The organism is Micromonospora sp. NPDC003241, from assembly GCF_053589795.1.
This window is the reverse complement of record NZ_JBSFSO010000035.1, coordinates 59,835-75,632: the sequence shown is the minus strand read 5'-3', so window position 1 is coordinate 75,632 and position 15,798 is coordinate 59,835. Positions and strand designations below refer to the sequence as shown.

The window sequence follows — 15,798 nt, the reverse complement described above, 5'->3', positions numbered from 1 at the left end:
CAGCAACTTCGCGGCGGTGAACAACAGGATCAACGCGAAGATCAGGAACGCGAAGTCCAGCGTCTGCAACGCCGCCGCACCCAACGCGATGAAGATGCCCCGCAGCACCAACGCGCCGGTGATACCGAAGAGCAGCACCCGCTGCGCCAACTCGGTCGGCACCGCGAACGCCGCCAGCAGCAGCATGAACACGAACAGGTTGTCCACCGACAGCGACTTCTCGACCAGGTAACCGGTCAGGTACTCGAAGCCCCGTTCCGAGCCGAACTCGGACCACACCCAGGCACCGAAGGCCAGCGGCAGCGCGATGTAGAAGGTCGACCAGCCCAGTGCCTCCCGCAGGGACACCTCGTGGGGCTTGCGGGTCACCACGAAGTCGAGCACCAGCAGGCCCAGCACGCCGGCGATCGTGACCGCCCAGAGGGTGGGTGTACCCACCGACTGCAAACCGGCAGCAGCGTAGGACAATTCGGACATGGGGCCTCCTCGAACACCGTGTCATGTTCGAGGTCTCCTTCACCCACGTTTCGTGGGCAACCACCCGAGGCACACCCGGGGTGCGCCGTACTGACCGGTATGGTTCGTGGGAAGTACTCCCCTCGTACCGCCAAGGTTAGGACAGCCCGATCCGACCCGCCAGACGGGGGCTCCCATCGGCGTGGACCGCGTCCGACCAGGTCGGAACGCGGAGTGACGATGCCGGTACCGGACTCGGACACGAGCGCCTATCGTGATGACGATGACCGCAGAGCAGGCGGCCGGCCCACTCGCCGGAGTACGCGTGGTCGAGCTGGCCGGGATCGGTCCCGGCCCCTTCGCCGCGATGATGCTTGCCGACCTCGGCGCGGACGTGGTCCGGGTGGACCGGGCCACCGACGTGGACCCCTCGTCCTTCGGCACCGCCCATCCCGACCTGCTCAACCGGGGACGACGCTCCGTCGGCGTGGACCTGAAGTCCGCCGGTGGACGCGAGGTGGTGCTGGCCCTGGTCGACGGAGCGGACGCGCTGATCGAGGGGTTCCGACCCGGGGTGACCGAGCGTCTCGGTCTCGGTCCGGCCGACTGCCACGCGGTCAACCCGAAGCTGGTCTACGGCCGGATGACCGGCTGGGGGCAGGACGGACCGAGCGCCCCGTACGCCGGGCACGACATCGACTACCTCGCGTTGACCGGCGCGCTGCACGGCATCGGGCGGGCCGACGATCGGCCGGTGCCGCCGCTCAACCTGCTCGGCGACTTCGGCGGCGGCGGGATGATGCTGGCCCTGGGCCTGGTCTCCGCGCTCTACGCGGTACGCGGTGGCGCCACCGGCCAGGTGATCGACGCGGCCATCGTGGACGGGGTGGCGGTGCTCGGCACGCAGATCCACGCGTTGCGCGGGCTCGGCCTCTGGCAGGACCCGCGTGGCGTGAACCTGCTCGACGGCGGCGCGCCGTTCTACGACACCTACGAGTGCGCCGACGGGCGGCACGTCGCGGTCGGCGCGCTGGAGCCGCGCTTCTACGAGGAACTGGTCCGCCGCACCGGGTTCCCGCTGCCGGGCGACGAGGCACCGGACCGGACCGACCCGGCGAACTGGCCGGCGTTGCGCGCCGCCTGGGCGCGGCTGTTCCGGACGCGTACCCGGGACGAGTGGGCGGCCCTGCTCACCGCCTCCGACGCCTGCGTGGCCCCGGTGTTGGACTGGGCCGAGGCGCCGGAGCACCCGCACCTGGTCGCGCGGGACACGTTCGTGGTCCGGGACGGGGTGGTGCAACCGGCCCCGGCGCCCCGCTTCTCCGGCACCCCCACCTCGGTAGGCCGCCCGCCGCCCTGGCCGGGCGAGCACACCGACGAGGTCCTCGCCGAGGTCGGCTACGCCCCGGAGCGGGTGGCCGCGCTGCGGGCCGACGGCGCGGTGGGCTGAGTCACCGGCGTCGCAGTGTCGCGCCGGGGGCCAGCGCGGGTTCGACCATGTCGCGGTAGTCGCGGGGCAGTTGGACCATCAGCGTGTCGAACTCGCCGGCCAGCGCCTCGCGCAGCGCGGTGAAGACCGCGCGGACCCCGCCTCGGGCCGCCGACGTCTGCACCCCGAGGCGGAACGCCACCCGGGCCGCGAACTCGTCGGCGTCGAACCGCTGCGCCGCCTCGCCGTCCGGGGTCGCCCGCATCGACGGCCGCAGCGGCACCGGCAGTTGCAGGGCCAGGTCCAGTGCCTCCCCGCCGGTCAGCCGCTCGGCCAACGTCGCCAACGTCGCCCGGGTCACGTCCACCGCCCGCTCCGGCGTGGTGCCGGCCCGTCGGGCGACCTGGTCGACGAACGTGTCGTAGTCCATCGCGTACCCCCTCGGGCGGCGGTTACCCGGCGCGGCGGTCCGGAAACGGCGGCCGATCTTCCCCGGTGTCCCAGCGATTTTCCCCCGAGGCGGGCGTGACGGCGGCCTCGGCGGGTAACCGCGGCCGGTCGTGGCCCGATCGAAGCCGGGAGGAGCCGAACCCATGGCGAGTTACGCCGACGTCCTGCAGTACCTGTCCAGCCTGGACTACCCCGCCGGCAAGGACGACGTGGTCCGCGAGGCCGAACGCGAGGGTGCGCCGCCGGACGTGGTGCAGGCCCTGCGCGCGCTGCCGCCGGTGGACTACGCGAACAGCACCGAGGTGGCCCGTTCCGCGCACATCGACGCGAGCGAGGACGCCGACGACGCGCAGCGCGGCGCGGCCGGACGCGACAAGCGCCACCAACGGGTGTCGCAGCACCTGCGCAGCATCTGATCCGGCGGCCGGTCGACGGGCGAACCGCCCGGACCGGCTGTCGGCGTGTCGAGGTCGGTGCACCCGACAGGACTCCGACAGGCGGGCGCCCCGGCCACGAACCGCGACCGGGAGCGCCGCTACGTAATCGCCTGCCCTGGTGGCACGGCGAACCGGGACCGGGTCGCCATGACCAGACGGCGACAACCACCCGAACCGGGTGGCTGCTACTGCGACTACCTTACCGCACGCCATCAGCCGAACGGACAGGGGGTGCCGACGAAGGTATTCATCCGGTCGGTTCGGCATACCGTCGCTCCAGATCGACCCGCGCCAGCGCCCCCACGAGCCAGGCGAAGCGCTCCGATTCGCGGCCACCGGACAGCGCGGCGAGGTCGTCGGTGGACCGGCCCAGACCGAGGCGGCGGGCGGCGGTCAGGGCACGCCGATCGGCCACCGGCCCGACCTCCCGCCACAGCGCCTGCGCCTCGCGGAGGAACAGGTCCACCGCCTCGCCGTCCACGCCGGGCAGTGCGGCCAGCAGGGCACGCTGCCGAGCCGGGTCGTAACCGGCGGCGGAGCGCAGCCGACGCAGGTCACCGCCGTACTCGTCGCGCACCGCCCGGGCCAGATCGCCGAGCAGCGTGGCCACCGCGTCCACGTCACCGCGCCGGCCGCGCTCGCGCAGCACCCGGACCAGATCGGCGTGGGGCGCGCGAGCCAGCCGGGCCGCGCTGTCCCACCCGGCGTCGGGCAGAGCGTGCGCACTGTCCAGCGCACGCCGGAAGTCGCCCCGGCGGGCCAGCAGGACCGCCAGGCAGAGCACCTGGAACAGGCTGGCGGGGTTGTTGGTGACCCGGAAGCCGTACTGCTCGGCGAAACCCCGGCCGCTGCCGGCGAGCCGCCGGGCCAGGCGTCTACGGTCCTCGACGGTGGAGACGGTGCTGGTCATGCCGGCTGTTACCCGCGCCGACGGCGGCCACGCCTACGACGCGGTCAGTGGAAGCCGCCCGAACGGTCCCGCGCCTTGAGCCGGACCGTGGGCAGGGCCGGGGCGGGCAGCGGCGGGTCGGGGTCGTCGGCGACCACACCGAACCGCCGACCGGCCATCCAGTCCTCCCGGGCGGTGGCGATCTCCTCGTGGCTGCGGCCGACGAAGTTCCACCACATCACCAGCGGCTCCTCGAACGGCGTCCCGCCGAGCACCATCAGCCGGGCACCCGGCCCACCGCGCACGGTCAGGGTGTCCCGGCCGGTGCCGAGCCAGAGCAGCGCCCCGGGCTCCACCGCGACGTCGTCCACCTCGGCGGCGCCGTCGAGCACCAGCAGCGCGTATTCGAAGTCGCGGCGCAACGGCACCGCGACCGGACCCGCACCGCGCAGGTCGAGCTGCGCGCCGAACAGCGGGGTGTGCACCCGGGCCGGCGAGACCTCGCCGCCGAGGTCACCGACCAGCAGGGTGACGTCCAGGTCGCCGTCGCGCCACCGGGGCAGCTCGGCGTGGTGGGCGAAGTCGGCCGCGCCGGCCCGGGCCGGGTCCGGCAGCGCCACCCAGAGCTGCACGCCGTGCATCAGCGGCGGATGGGCGGCCGGGGAACGCTCGGAGTGGGCTATCCCGTGACCGGAGGTCATCACGTTGAGCTGGCCGGGCCGGATCGGTTGCACGTTGCCGAGGCTGTCCCGGTGCAGGATCTCGCCGTCGAGCAGCCAGGTCACGGTCTGCAGGCCGGTGTGCGGGTGCGGGGGCACCTCCATGCCCGGCCGCTGCGCCACGTCGTCCGGACCGAAATGGTCCACGAAGCACCAGGCGCCGACCATCCGGCGGGTGCGTTGCGGCAGCAGCCGACGCACCGTGGTGTAGCGGCCCAACGGCACGTCGTGGCCGGGCAACAGGACGCTGCCGGGGTCGACGGTGGCCACACCGGGTGGTCGGGTCTGCGCGGGCATCGACTCGGCACGTTCCACCATCCGACTGTACGCCGGTGCGCCGGACCCGCTCAGCCTCGGCGTACGGTCACCCTGTTCGCGCCCGCCACCAGGTCCAGGAAGATCCGGTCGCCGGCCCGGTCCCAACCCGGCGACCCGAGCACCGTCTGCGGGGCGACGCCGTCGAGGCGCTCGTCGTACACGGCGACCGCGCCGGCACCGGCGACCGACCGGACGCGGACCGGGACGCTGCCGACCACGGTGACGTCGAACCGGTTGACCCCGCCGGTCACCCGCACCACGACCAGTCCCTCCACGGCGGGCAGCCGCAGCGTGGTCCGGGTCGCCCCACCGGCCAGTTCCAGGCCGCTCAACCGGGCGGCGGCGAGGTCCAGCCGCCGTTCGGTGCTTCCACCGTTGAGCGACACCTGCCAGCGCACCCGGGCGTTGAGCAGCACCTCGACCTCGCCCGGCCCGGTACCGTCCTGGGTCAGCCGCAGCCGCACCCGGTCGCCGGCCAGTTCCGGGCGGAGCCGGGTCACCGAATCGGCCGGTGTGATGATCCGGTACAGCTCCTCCCCCAGGTCCGTCACCCGCAGGTCGAACCGGGACACCCCGTCGACCAGCTCGAAGCTGGCCCGCTGGCGACCCGCAAGCGGCGCGGTCTCGACCTGCTCGGGGCGCTGCGCCGCCGCCCTCGCCGCACCGCCCAGTCCGCTGGTGCCGTCGGGCGCGGCGGTGACCTCCGGCAGGTCGCCGGAGAAGACCCGACCGAGGCGGTGCGGGTCGGAGAGGATCACCACCACGGCGGTCGCGCCCAGCCCGAGCATCAGCACCGCCGCGGCGGCGAGCAACCGCGCCCCGGCCGACCAGGTCGGCCGTCCGTCCCCGGGCTCGTCCCGGACCCCGGGCTCGTCCCGGCTCCCGGGCTCGTCCTGGCTCCCAGGCTCGTCCTGGCTCCCAGGCTCGTCCCGGACCCCGGGCTCGTCCTCACCCACGGGCGCGTCGTCACCCACGGTCACGCCGTCGGTGACTCGCATGTCGTCACCGACGGTGGCCGGCGGTGCCGGCACCTCGTCTCCCGACCCCCGTCCCGAGGGTGTCGGACGGTACGCCTCGTGCTCCGACTCGGCCATGCCACGTCCCCTTCCACGGTCCCCTACCAGCAGGTACGCGCCAGGGAGCGGGTCGGATCAGTCAACTCGGCGACGAACCTCGCCCTCGGCCGGCGACTCCAACCGCCCGGCGACCTTGCCGGCGCAGTCGCCGAGGACCTCCCGGGCGTCCAGGCCCAGGCTCTCGATGGCGACCAGCGCGGTGAACGCCACGTCGGCCAGCTCCGCGGCCACGTCCGCCCGGGTGTGCGTGACCCCCTTGCGCGGGTTCTGGCCGAGGCACCCGATCCAGGCGCCCGCCACCTCACCCGCCTCCTCGGTGAGCTTGAGCATCCGGCAGGTCAGCTCCGCCTCCCCGGTGCCGTTGGTGGCGTCCAGCCAGTCACGCGCGGTGCGTACCGTCGTCCAGATCGTCTCGTCCACGCCGTCAGTGAACCGGACGGTGGTCACCATCCGTATCCGGGGGCACCGCTGTGACGGCGGTGACGAGGCGCGGCAACGACGCCGTGCCCGGACCGGAAGGACGTGTCGGTGATGCCGGAGACGGTCGAGTCGGTGTTCGCCAGTGTGGTCAACCGCAACCCGGGTGAGCCCGAGTTCCACCAGGCCGTACGGGAGGTGTTGGAGAGCATCGGCCCGGCGCTGGCCCGCCACACCGAGTACGCCGACGCCCGGATCATCGAGCGGATCTGCGAACCGGAGCGGCAGGTCCTCTTCCGGGTGCCATGGGAGGACGACCGGGGTCGGGTCCGGGTGAACCGGGGATTTCGGGTGGAGTTCAACAGCGCCCTCGGCCCGTTCAAGGGCGGCCTGCGGTTCCACCCCTCGGTCTACCTGGGCATCGTGAAGTTCCTCGGCTTCGAGCAGATCTTCAAGAACGCGCTCACCGGGCTGCCGATCGGAGCCGGCAAGGGCGGTGCCGACTTCGACCCCAAGGGCTGCTCGGACCGGGAGGTGATGCGGTTCTGCCAGAGCTTCATGACCGAGCTGTACCGCCACATCGGCGCGCAGACCGACGTGCCGGCCGGTGACATCGGGGTGGGCGGCCGGGAGATCGGCTACCTGTTCGGCCAGTACAAGCGAATCACCAACCGGTACGAGTCGGGCGTGCTCACCGGCAAGGGCCTGTCGTACGGCGGCGCGCAGGCGCGCACCGAGGCCACCGGGTACGGCGCGGTGTTCTTCGCCGAGGAGATGCTCACCCAGACCGGGGACAGCATGGACGGCAAGCGGGTGGTGGTCTCCGGCTCCGGCAACGTGGCGATCTATGCGATCGAGAAGGTGCACCAGCTCGGCGGCACCGTGGTCGCCTGCTCGGACTCGGCCGGGTACGTCCTGGACGAGAAGGGCATCGACCTCGACGTGCTGCGGGAGCTGAAGGAGCGCCGCCGGGACCGGCTCGCCGACTACGTGCGCGAGGTGCCGCACGCGGTCGCCGTCGCCGGGCGTACCCCCTGGGAGGTCCCCTGCGATCTGGCCCTGCCGTGCGCGACGCAGAACGAGATCGGCGGCGCCGAGGCCGCGCAGCTCGTCGCCGGCGGCTGTGTCGCGGTGGTGGAGGGCGCGAACATGCCGACCACCCCGGAGGCGGTCCGCATCCTGGGCCGGGCCGGGGTCCGGTTCGCGCCCGGCAAGGCCGCCAACGCCGGTGGGGTGGCGGTCAGCGCCCTGGAGATGCAGCAGAACGCCGCCCGGGAGTCGTGGACGTTCACGGAGTCGGAGCAGCGCCTGCGCGAGACCATGCGCGACATCCACGCGCGCTGCTGGTCCACCGCCGAGGAGTACGGCCTACCCGGCGACTACGTGGCCGGCGCCAACATCAACGGCTTCCGCCGAGTAGCCGAAGCCATGCTCGCCCAAGGCCTGATCTAACCTCCCCCACCCCACCCCCGCCCGCGCCGCGTCCGCCGAGTTGATCAAGAAGTTTTGGTGCTCGATGAGCGCCCGAGAGCACCAAACCTCTTGATCGACAGCGGCGGTGGGACCGAGGTGCGGCGGGTGGGTGTGGTCAGCCAGCGCCTCTGCGGGGCGGGAACGGGGTCCGGCCGACACTGGTGGAGGTGCCGCGCCACATTCGCCAGATGGTCGGCCCTTCCATCGGCAACACGATCGTCTGGCCTGCCGTGTAGCCGTGGCGAAGGTACAGACGTCGGTTCCGCATGTTGCTGGCTTCGAGGTACGCCGGCAGCCCGAGTTGGTCGAGACGGCGATGGTGGTCGGCGAGCAGGACCGCGCCGATCCCCCGGTTCTGCCGGGTGGGGTCCACGGCGAGGTAGGCCAGGTAGTGGTGGGGTGTGTCGGGGTGGACGGCCTCGAATGTCTCCTCCAGCAGAGCGAACGTCGGCGCGTAGGCGCCGGCGATGCGCTCCAGCGCTTCCCGACGTTGCCCTGGGTCAGCCGTGACGGGTTCGGGGCGGGCGTACCAGATCGCGACGGCGGTCTGGTCGGCTGTCGTGTGGACCTGTCCGTGTTCCAGGCCGTGATAGAAGGCGTCGCGGAAGTAGCGGTAGTAGACGGTGCGTCGCTCGTCGGGGTCGGGGATCAGCCAGTCGGCGAGGGGCCCGTGGTGGAACGCTTCGGCGAGGACGGCGATCAGCGGTCCGGCGTCGGCCTTCGCGGCGGCGCGGACGAGTGGTCTGTTGTTGGTGCGGGTCACGGGTGTCTCTTCCTGCTCAGGCGTGGACGGTGGCGGGGGTGCGGTGGGGGCCGGTGGCGCTGTCCGCGCCGAGACCGACTGCCGCATAGACGTCCGGACGGGTGGTGCGCAGGGTGAGCGCCCAGGCGATGCCGAGTAGTGCGGCGGCGGCGTAGGCGGCGGGGAACGCCCACCGCAGCGGCGAGTCCGGCTCCACACCGAGGAGGGTGGCGAACTCCCGCAGCGTGACGGTGAGGATCCCGGCGAGCGCGACCGTCGCGGCCCCGGGTGCGACCGCCGTTCGCCAGGGTCCTTCGGTGTGGGTGATGCGGGCGAAGAAGCCGATGACGGCGGCGGAGGTGACGGTCATCAGGATCAGCACGCCGAGGCCGCCGGTGACGGTGATCCAGAAGAACAGGTGCACGATCGGACCCGCCCCCGCGACCGCATACCCGACCAACACGACGAACGCGAGACCGCTCTGCACGAGGGAGCCGACCTTCGGCGCGCCGGTACGGCGGCTGGTCCGGCCGAACACGGCGGGTAGGACCCGTTCCCGGCCGAGCGCGAACAGGTACCGGGCCACGGTGTGGTGGAAGCTGAGGAGGGCGGCGAAGAGGCTGGTGATGAACAGGACCCGGGCGACGGTGATGACACTGTCGGCCAGGTACGGCGACACCAAGTTGAAAATCAGATCAGTGCCATCGGCGCGGGCCGCCTCCACGATGCGGTCGGGGCCGGTGGCCACCGACATCGCCCACGCGGACAGCCCGTACAGCAGACCGGTCACGGCGACAGCGATGTAGGTGGCGCGAGCGATCGTCCGCCGGGGATCCTTCGTCTCCTCCGAGAACACCACCGTGCCCTCGAAGCCCACGAACCCGGTGATGGCGGTGACCAGGGCGGCGCCGATTCCGGCGGCGAAAATGTGCGAGGGGGCGAGGGTGGCGAAGCTGATCTGCCCGTCGGCGGGGTGGGTGACCATGATCGCGTCGAACGTCAGCGCGACGACGCACTCCGCGACCAGGACGACGGCGAGGACGCGGCCGTTGAGGTCGATCCGCGCGACGCCGAGCCCCGCGACGACCGCCCACACGGCGAGGGCGCAGATCCACCAGGTGAGGTGCCAGCCGTAGCGGTCGTTGAGGAACTGCGCGGTCACCGCGCCCGCCCCGCCGTACAGACCGATCTGCATCGCGTTATAGGCGAGGAGGGCGACCATGGCGGCGCCGACACCGGCCGGGCGGCCGAGCCCTCGGGTGACGTAGGTGTAGAAGGCGCCCGCGTTGACGATCCGGCGGGACATGGCCACGTAGCCGACCGCGAACAACGCCAACACCGCCGCCACCACCAGATACGACACCGGGATACCGGTGACGCCGGTGACCGCGTACCCCGTGGTCGCGCCACCGGCGACGACGGTCAGGGGTGCGGCGGCGGCGATCACGAAGAACACCACCGACGGGATACCGAGCCGCCCCCTGGCCAGGACGGCGGACACGGTGTCAGGTCTCGTGTGAGACATCAGTTCTCTCTCCAAACAATTCAATGGGTCAGCAAGCGCCCGGCACGGCAACGCCGGACCAGTAGTGGTGCGGTGCGGATGGGTGAAGTGGCGTTCAGGTGGTGCGGTGACTCAGCACGGCACCACCGACGACGGCACCGAGATCAGCGAGCAGGTCGCGCAGCGGCGGCGGGGCCTGCTCGACCTGCTGCCGCAGGAACGCGCGGGTCGCCAGGGGCGTGCCGTCGAGCAGGACCGAATCGAGGTGGGTGTGGGATGCCAACCCGGCCAACGCCACGTCGAAGGCGCTGAGCGGCTGATAGCTGCGAAGGTGGACGGAGAGCCGCGCCCACGACCAGGCAGCCGTGTTCATGTCCGTCGGCACGTAAACGGTGCGGTGCCGCCACAGGCGGCCGACCTGCTGCTGTCTGAGCAGCCCGCGTTGCCACATCCGGGTCGCCGCCTGCTCATAGGCGGTCGTTGCCAGGAACGCCAGCCACGTCCGGGTCGCGCTGTGGCGCGGTTCGGCGAGGAGCCGGTCGAGCACGAGGTGTTGAAGCCAGTCCCTCGGCGGAAGGGCGTTGGTCACTCGGACGTGCCGCCCCTCGAACGTGACCCGACCCTCCCGGTACAACTCCAACAGCAACGCGGCGGCGAGACCGTGTGCCGTTGCCGACTCGAACAGACGCGGTCGACCGGTCTGGTCGTCGTGCGCCAGATAGAAGAACTCGTCGGCGAGGCGGGTGCCGGTGGGCGCGACGGCGCCGCCGACGGCCCGTACCGTCCGGGGCGGGGCCGGGTGCTCGCGCAGGTGCGGGGCGTACTCGTCGGCGTGTGGTGTGGTGTTCACCGCGGCTGACCTTCCTCGGTCGGATCGTTTACGGGAAACCCGAGCCGGTGCAGGAGCACTCGGCCGCCCGGATGGCAACCCAGCTCTCCCACCGCCCAGGCGTACTGCCCGCACCCGTCATCACCACAGTGAAAGCAGGTCCCACCGTCGTGGTGCGCGAGCACGCTGTTGCGCGCGGACTCGAACCGATCCACGGCACGGTCGCTCTCGTCGGTGCCGGTCACGACGCCCGCGTCGCGCCAGGCAGCGCGGTGACCGCGACCCGGACCTCCATGCACGGCGGATGCCGCTCCACGTGCGGGTACGCGCACTCGGGTCGATGCCCAAGCACCCACACCCACTCCGCCGGCCGATTCGGCAGGTCCCGAACACTCGTCACGGTCATGGCGATCGGGCTCCCCGCAGTGACGTCCCGCCCGTACGACCAGTCCCCCGGTCCGAGTCGCAGCAGCGTCCCCGCCGCGACCTCAGGCACCGACCGAGCCATGGCCCCACCCCTCCGGCTCGGGTAGCCCGCCCTGCCCGGCATGCCCGCCCTGACTGGCTCGTCCGCTCTGACTGGCTCGTCCGCTCTGACCTAGTTGATCAAGAGGTTTTGATCGTGGACAGACAGCCCGGAGGGCCAAAACCTCTTGATCGGCAGGGCGAGTGGGAGCCGAGGTACGTCGTGTGGGGGTTGGGGTGGGGTGGAGGCCGAACGGGGGGAACGGATGGTCGGCGCTGGCCGGCACGAACCACTTGATGCGCACTGCCATCACCCTTCTGAGAGAGATGCGCGGCCGGGCCTTCCCTGGCACCGACCGCGCACCCCGACTGATGGGGTACGGGGACCGCTCCGATCGGGGGAAGCGTGGCGGTCCCCGTACCCGGCTCCTGACACCTGTGGGCGTCGCGTCGGCACGGCTTCGTCCTCAACGGACAGCCATCCGCCGTCCACAAACGAGGTGTCTGCTGTCGCCGGGGATATCCGGCGACCTGCTGAGAGTCATCGTCTGACTGCGGTCAGGCAGAATGCAATACGGCACATCGATCGAAATCATGAAAGGAGTTGCACATTAGAGCAGTTCGCGAGACGTTAGCCCTGGTCAGGGCGGCAATGTGCAGAACGTGATCAAGTGGTCCATCGTTTGTATGCTGCTGTTTGGCAAAGTGGTGATAGGAGGCTCCGTGTCCGACACGGACGGATCGGCCCTGTTGAGGCGGAGGATCGGCCGCAAGATGACAGCCCTCCGCAAGGAGACAGGGATGAGTCAGGAGAGGGCCGCCATCCTTCTCCAGCGCAGCCCCGCGACCATCCACCGCATCGAAGCCGGCGACCCCCGCGTGAAGTTCCGCGACATCGAGATCAAGGCGATGTGCGAGCTGTACGAGGCCAGCGCCGAAGACCGCGCAGAACTACTCGCCCTCGGAGGCGAGACCCGCACCAAGGGTGCGAGCGCCTGGTGGCACGACTACACCAACACCCGCCTACCGAGTTGGTTCGGTCTGTTCGTCAGGCTGGAAAGCAGTGCCGAACGGATTCGGGAGTACGGACCTGAGGCTGTTCCCGGCCTCCTGCAGACCCGTGCCTACGCCACGGCGGTGACGGGCGTTCCGAAGGGCCTCGTTGACGCAGAGGACGTGAAGCGGCAGGTCGACTTCCGGATGGAGCGTCAACGCCTGCTCGCGAACCCGCGACCGCCACACCTCTCGGTCGTGTTGGGTGAGGGTGCGATCAGACGAGCCGTCGGCGGGCCGCAAGTCATGGCGGCCCAACTTCAACATCTGCTGGACGTCAGTCGGTCGCCCAGTGTGACGATCAGGATCCTTCCATTCAGCGCCGGTGCCCACGGCGGCATGACATCCGCGTTCTTCATCCTGGAGTTCCCCGACCTGCCCGGCACCTCGGAACCGCTTGAACCTCCGCTGGTCTACGTCGACAGCCTCACCGGTGCGCTCTACCTCGACAAGGCAACCGAGGTCGCGGCGTACAAACTCGCGTGGGACGACGTGACCTCACGAGCACTCGACGAGAAGTCGTCGAGGACGTTGATCACCGCAACGATGGAGGCATTCACCCGTGGCTGACACGACGACTGTCCAGTGGCGCAAGAGCAGCCGCAGCGGCAACCAGGGAGCATGCGTCGAGGTCGCCGACGAGCTGCCCGGGGGCGACGTGGGCGTCCGCGACAGCAAGGACCCCACCGGACCCGTACTGACCTTCTCCCCCACGTCCTGGAGCACCTTCACCAGCAGCCTGCGCACCACCACCCCGTAACCCTCAATCCCACCCCTGAGCTGATGGTGGCCGCTGACCCAGCGGCCACCATCAGTCAGCTAGAGCCGTCAGGCGGCGTGGAAACTCAAGATTTCGGCGATCATGGGTAGACTTCGCGGCATCGGTGCGCGTCCACTCGCACCACGCCATGAAGGCCAATGTCGGCCATCTAGCCCTGATCGACGCTTACGAAGTCTATGTTCGGGCGGTACCATCCTGCACTATGCCCTTGCCAAGCCGCGTTCTAGACCGATTCACCCTGGGAAGCCCCACCAAGCGGGATATCGTAGCCGCGCTACAGGCAAGTGGACTGTCCGTCGAATACACGAAGTCGACCTACAATTCTCGCGTGTGGGGTCTGTTTGTGAAACCCTCCGACGTTCTGCAGGCCGCACTTGGAGAGACACGCGAAATACTTGTACTAGTTGCCGAGTACGACAAATGTCGCGCAAGTGAGATTGATAGCGCCGCCGAAATCATCAGATCAACCGGCGTCCGACTTAGCAGATCGATCAGCATTATCATTACCGCAGACCGACGCACCGGCGAAATCGTAAGGGAATACAGCGACGAAGCCGGCACGCTGTTTGTCGGCTTCAGCCTCGACCGCATCCGCTCGTGCAGACCACACGGTGATGTTGATTTCAAGGCACTCCTACAGTCGCAGGCATACGCCCGCGACTTGTATAATGTCCCGGGAGCAGTAACTAAGTCGCAAGACTTCTTCGGGAGACGCCGACTACTGGAACGCCTTCGACAAGAGATCGTGGCCGGCGCAGGCCACCAAGGAATTTTCGGCTTACGCAAGATCGGAAAGACATCGCTTGCAAACCGGCTTGCACAGTTAGTCCGCGAAGATGGCCGATGCTTCGTCGCCCAGATTGACTTACAGAGAGCGGCGGCAATCAGGGCCGACGCGCCCTACATTCTCTGGTCCATTGGACAAGCAATCTTCGATTCACATCGACACGTTCGAGACATTAGAGGACTTCGACTCTTTGGCCAGTATGACCTATTCATGGACATCGCAGATCCGGAAATTGTCCCGGAGCTGTATGATCACGATATCCGCCTGGCGCTAGCGGAACGCCGTCGCAAGGTCGTAGTATTTCTTGACGAAATCGAGCGAATCCTTCCACCGAAACCCACCCCGCAAGCTCAGCAAAGTTTCGTCCAACTATGGCGACTTCTGCGTGGCCTTGACCAGCAGTATCCAGGCCGCCTGTCGTACATTATCTCCGGAACCAACCCCAAATGCGTCGAAGACGGAAAGATTGGCGCAGAGGACAACCCGGTCTACAACTACTTCACTCGGGAATACCTCAGCCCTCTCGACCTGGAGGAATCCGCAGATCTACTCGTCACCATTGGCAAACGAATAGGGCTGGAGTGGAATAGCCTCGCACTTTCTGCGAGCTACACCCAGACAGGCGGCCACCCCGCCCTCCTGCGCGCCCTGGGCTCAGGTGCGCACCGACGCGAACCCAATCGACGCAATGCTGTTCGCATTGCTGAAAGCGATATTCGCCTCCTTGCCCAAGACCTTCTCATTGAGAGGTCTTCGCTTCTCGATCAACTTGTGTCGACCCTACGCGATGAATATCCGGACGAATTCTATCTTTTGACTTTACTAGCGGAGGGCAGAGTCAATGAATTTGCAGACTGGGCACGATCATCACCTCCTGACGTCGCCCATCTGGTGGGTTACGGAATATGCAAGGACCCTCACACTGTCCCCCAGCTGTGCATAAATCTTCTTCAGACTTACCTGCAGAGGCAACTGAATGCCGTAAATCGCTCGAGCTCCAAGGACGGATTTACAGACCTCCAACCGGGGGAAGAAGTCGGAGATTACGTCATTGAGCACCCGGTGGGGTCACCTGGCGGATTCGGTCGGGTTTATAAAGCACACCGACAAGATGATGCCACCGAGGTCGTAGCCCTTAAGGTGGTCCGCAATGGCAAACTCAGTAGTGTGCAGCGCGAACTTGATATCCTACAAACTCTGAATCATCCAAACATCGTTAAGATTATGGATGCTGGAAGCCTTCCCCAGGGAGACGCCTATTTGGTGATGGAGTACGTGGAGGGCCCTACACTTCGAGACTATTGCGAAGCTTCGACTCGTCCATCGGAGCAGACGCTACTGAAGTGGGCCGTGGCCATACTGGGCGCACTCGAAAGAATGCATCCTCGGCCAGTACAGGTCGGGGAGATGCGCAAACGCCACGACGAACTAGACGGCGACGTAGCGCAAGCAATTTTCGAAGCACAACATGGCGTCATACATAGGGACATCAAGCCAGCCAACATAATTCTAAGCAGGAGTCGCGGACCGATCCTGATCGACTTCAACATCTCGGTCACGGCTGGAGATCCTGTCAGGACGATGAGCGCAACACCACATTATCTACCTCCGAATTTCGTGCTAGGAAATTGGACGCACAGAGTAGATCTTTACCAGCTCGGCCTGACCCTGCTGCAGCTCGCGAGCGGGGCGGAAATCGGCCGAGCCACTCTTAGCGACCTCCTCATCACCGCCGGCAAAAACGTGAGCCAGCGGACATATCGGATCATTGAGAAGCTTCTAGCGTACGCGGGTGAGTCCGGTTATCATCTGACTTCTGACGCCTACCGAGAGGCTCGATCGATCCTGAACGCAACTGGACGACGAGGCTGACTATGGAACTCGCAAGAGCGAAAGTCGTGGAACAACTCTTCGATCCCTTGGCGAACAATGATGCGCCGGGACAAAAGAAGTTTTCTTACCGGCGGGTCGAA

At 68.5% G+C, this 15,798-nt stretch carries 16 protein-coding genes; 6 read left to right on the top strand and 10 right to left on the bottom strand.

Annotated features, from left to right (window positions below):
* Positions 1-477: TerC family protein (locus ACWDVW_RS23975; protein WP_449952731.1), on the bottom strand; the 477-nt coding region annotated here is incomplete at its 3' end.
* A 262-nt stretch (positions 478-739) separates the two neighbouring features.
* Between ACWDVW_RS23975 and ACWDVW_RS23970 the strand changes: the two genes are divergently transcribed.
* Positions 740-1,906, top strand: a complete 1,167-nt coding sequence (locus tag ACWDVW_RS23970; protein ID WP_449952728.1) for a CaiB/BaiF CoA transferase family protein — start codon at positions 740-742, stop codon at positions 1,904-1,906.
* Position 1,907: 1 nt separating this feature from the next.
* Here ACWDVW_RS23970 and ACWDVW_RS23965 read toward each other — a convergent pair whose 3' ends face one another.
* Positions 1,908-2,315: a DUF2267 domain-containing protein gene (locus ACWDVW_RS23965; protein ID WP_449952726.1), complete on the bottom strand. Its 408-nt coding sequence runs from the start codon at positions 2,313-2,315 to the stop codon at positions 1,908-1,910.
* A 163-nt stretch (positions 2,316-2,478) separates the two neighbouring features.
* On the opposite strand from ACWDVW_RS23965, the gene ACWDVW_RS23960 reads away from it, so the two are divergent.
* The gene (locus ACWDVW_RS23960) at positions 2,479-2,751 is read left to right on the top strand and encodes a DUF2795 domain-containing protein (RefSeq protein ID WP_396694957.1); all 273 of its coding nucleotides are present in this window, start codon (positions 2,479-2,481) and stop codon (positions 2,749-2,751) included.
* A gap of 268 nt (positions 2,752-3,019) precedes the next feature.
* Here the strand turns inward: ACWDVW_RS23960 and ACWDVW_RS23955 are convergent, their stop codons facing one another.
* From ACWDVW_RS23955 to ACWDVW_RS23940, 4 genes are read right to left on the bottom strand one after another with little or no spacing between them, the layout of a single operon-like run.
* Positions 3,020-3,682 carry a hypothetical protein gene (locus ACWDVW_RS23955; RefSeq protein WP_449952722.1) on the bottom strand — a complete coding sequence of 221 codons (663 nt, stop codon included), beginning with the start codon at positions 3,680-3,682 and terminating at the stop codon, positions 3,020-3,022.
* A 44-nt stretch (positions 3,683-3,726) separates the two neighbouring features.
* A complete protein-coding gene (locus tag ACWDVW_RS23950) occupies positions 3,727-4,695 on the bottom strand; it encodes a pirin family protein (protein WP_449952720.1) in 969 nt (322 codons plus the stop codon).
* A 32-nt stretch (positions 4,696-4,727) separates the two neighbouring features.
* Positions 4,728-5,792, bottom strand: a complete 1,065-nt coding sequence (locus ACWDVW_RS23945) for a hypothetical protein (RefSeq protein ID WP_449952717.1) — start codon at positions 5,790-5,792, stop codon at positions 4,728-4,730.
* Between the two features lie 57 nt (positions 5,793-5,849).
* On the bottom strand, positions 5,850-6,194 hold the full coding sequence (locus tag ACWDVW_RS23940) for a MazG-like family protein (RefSeq protein ID WP_449952716.1): 345 nt from the start codon (positions 6,192-6,194) through the stop codon (positions 5,850-5,852).
* 111 nt (positions 6,195-6,305) lie between these two features.
* On the opposite strand from ACWDVW_RS23940, the gene gdhA reads away from it, so the two are divergent.
* On the top strand, positions 6,306-7,643 hold the full coding sequence (gene gdhA / locus ACWDVW_RS23935) for an NADP-specific glutamate dehydrogenase (RefSeq protein ID WP_449952713.1): 1,338 nt from the start codon (positions 6,306-6,308) through the stop codon (positions 7,641-7,643).
* A 136-nt stretch (positions 7,644-7,779) separates the two neighbouring features.
* On the opposite strand, the gene ACWDVW_RS23930 is transcribed toward gdhA, so the two are convergent.
* From ACWDVW_RS23930 to ACWDVW_RS23915, 4 genes are all read right to left on the bottom strand, one after another.
* Entirely contained in the window at positions 7,780-8,427 is a 648-nt protein-coding gene (locus tag ACWDVW_RS23930; RefSeq protein WP_449952710.1) for a GNAT family N-acetyltransferase, read from the bottom strand.
* 16 nt (positions 8,428-8,443) lie between these two features.
* Positions 8,444-9,931 (bottom strand): APC family permease, encoded by a 1,488-nt coding sequence (locus ACWDVW_RS23925; protein ID WP_449952707.1) that lies wholly within the window; start codon positions 9,929-9,931, stop codon positions 8,444-8,446.
* A gap of 94 nt (positions 9,932-10,025) precedes the next feature.
* A complete protein-coding gene (locus tag ACWDVW_RS23920) occupies positions 10,026-10,760 on the bottom strand; it encodes a GOLPH3/VPS74 family protein (protein WP_449952704.1) in 735 nt (244 codons plus the stop codon).
* Positions 10,761-10,980: 220 nt separating this feature from the next.
* Entirely contained in the window at positions 10,981-11,247 is a 267-nt protein-coding gene (locus ACWDVW_RS23915; RefSeq protein ID WP_449952701.1) for a hypothetical protein, read from the bottom strand.
* A gap of 644 nt (positions 11,248-11,891) precedes the next feature.
* Between ACWDVW_RS23915 and ACWDVW_RS23910 the strand changes: the two genes are divergently transcribed.
* From ACWDVW_RS23910 to ACWDVW_RS23900, 3 genes are all read left to right on the top strand, one after another.
* Positions 11,892-12,827, top strand: a complete 936-nt coding sequence (locus tag ACWDVW_RS23910; RefSeq protein WP_449952737.1) for a helix-turn-helix domain-containing protein — start codon at positions 11,892-11,894, stop codon at positions 12,825-12,827.
* Positions 12,820-13,017, top strand: coding sequence for a DUF397 domain-containing protein (locus tag ACWDVW_RS23905; RefSeq protein ID WP_449952699.1), 198 nt, complete (start codon positions 12,820-12,822; stop codon positions 13,015-13,017). The genes ACWDVW_RS23910 and ACWDVW_RS23905 overlap by 8 nt, the downstream gene beginning before the upstream one ends.
* A 349-nt stretch (positions 13,018-13,366) precedes the next feature.
* Entirely contained in the window at positions 13,367-15,697 is a 2,331-nt protein-coding gene (locus tag ACWDVW_RS23900; protein ID WP_449952696.1) for a protein kinase domain-containing protein, read from the top strand.
* Positions 15,698-15,798: the final 101 nt, after the last annotated feature.

What these genes read in the sequence shown, in the direction of transcription:
- ACWDVW_RS23970 (WP_449952728.1), top strand. Translation starts at nt 740, where the DNA reads ATGACCGCAGAGCAGGCGGCCGGCCCACTCGCCGGAGTACGCGTGGTC.
- ACWDVW_RS23965 (WP_449952726.1), bottom strand. Translation starts at nt 2,315, where the DNA reads ATGGACTACGACACGTTCGTCGACCAGGTCGCCCGACGGGCCGGCACC.
- ACWDVW_RS23960 (WP_396694957.1), top strand. Translation starts at nt 2,479, where the DNA reads ATGGCGAGTTACGCCGACGTCCTGCAGTACCTGTCCAGCCTGGACTAC.
- ACWDVW_RS23955 (WP_449952722.1), bottom strand. Translation starts at nt 3,682, where the DNA reads ATGACCAGCACCGTCTCCACCGTCGAGGACCGTAGACGCCTGGCCCGG.
- ACWDVW_RS23945 (WP_449952717.1), bottom strand. Translation starts at nt 5,792, where the DNA reads ATGGCCGAGTCGGAGCACGAGGCGTACCGTCCGACACCCTCGGGACGG.
- gdhA (WP_449952713.1), top strand. Translation starts at nt 6,306, where the DNA reads ATGCCGGAGACGGTCGAGTCGGTGTTCGCCAGTGTGGTCAACCGCAAC.
- ACWDVW_RS23925 (WP_449952707.1), bottom strand. Translation starts at nt 9,931, where the DNA reads ATGTCTCACACGAGACCTGACACCGTGTCCGCCGTCCTGGCCAGGGGG.
- ACWDVW_RS23915 (WP_449952701.1), bottom strand. Translation starts at nt 11,247, where the DNA reads ATGGCTCGGTCGGTGCCTGAGGTCGCGGCGGGGACGCTGCTGCGACTC.
- ACWDVW_RS23910 (WP_449952737.1), top strand. Translation starts at nt 11,892, where the DNA reads ATGCTGCTGTTTGGCAAAGTGGTGATAGGAGGCTCCGTGTCCGACACG.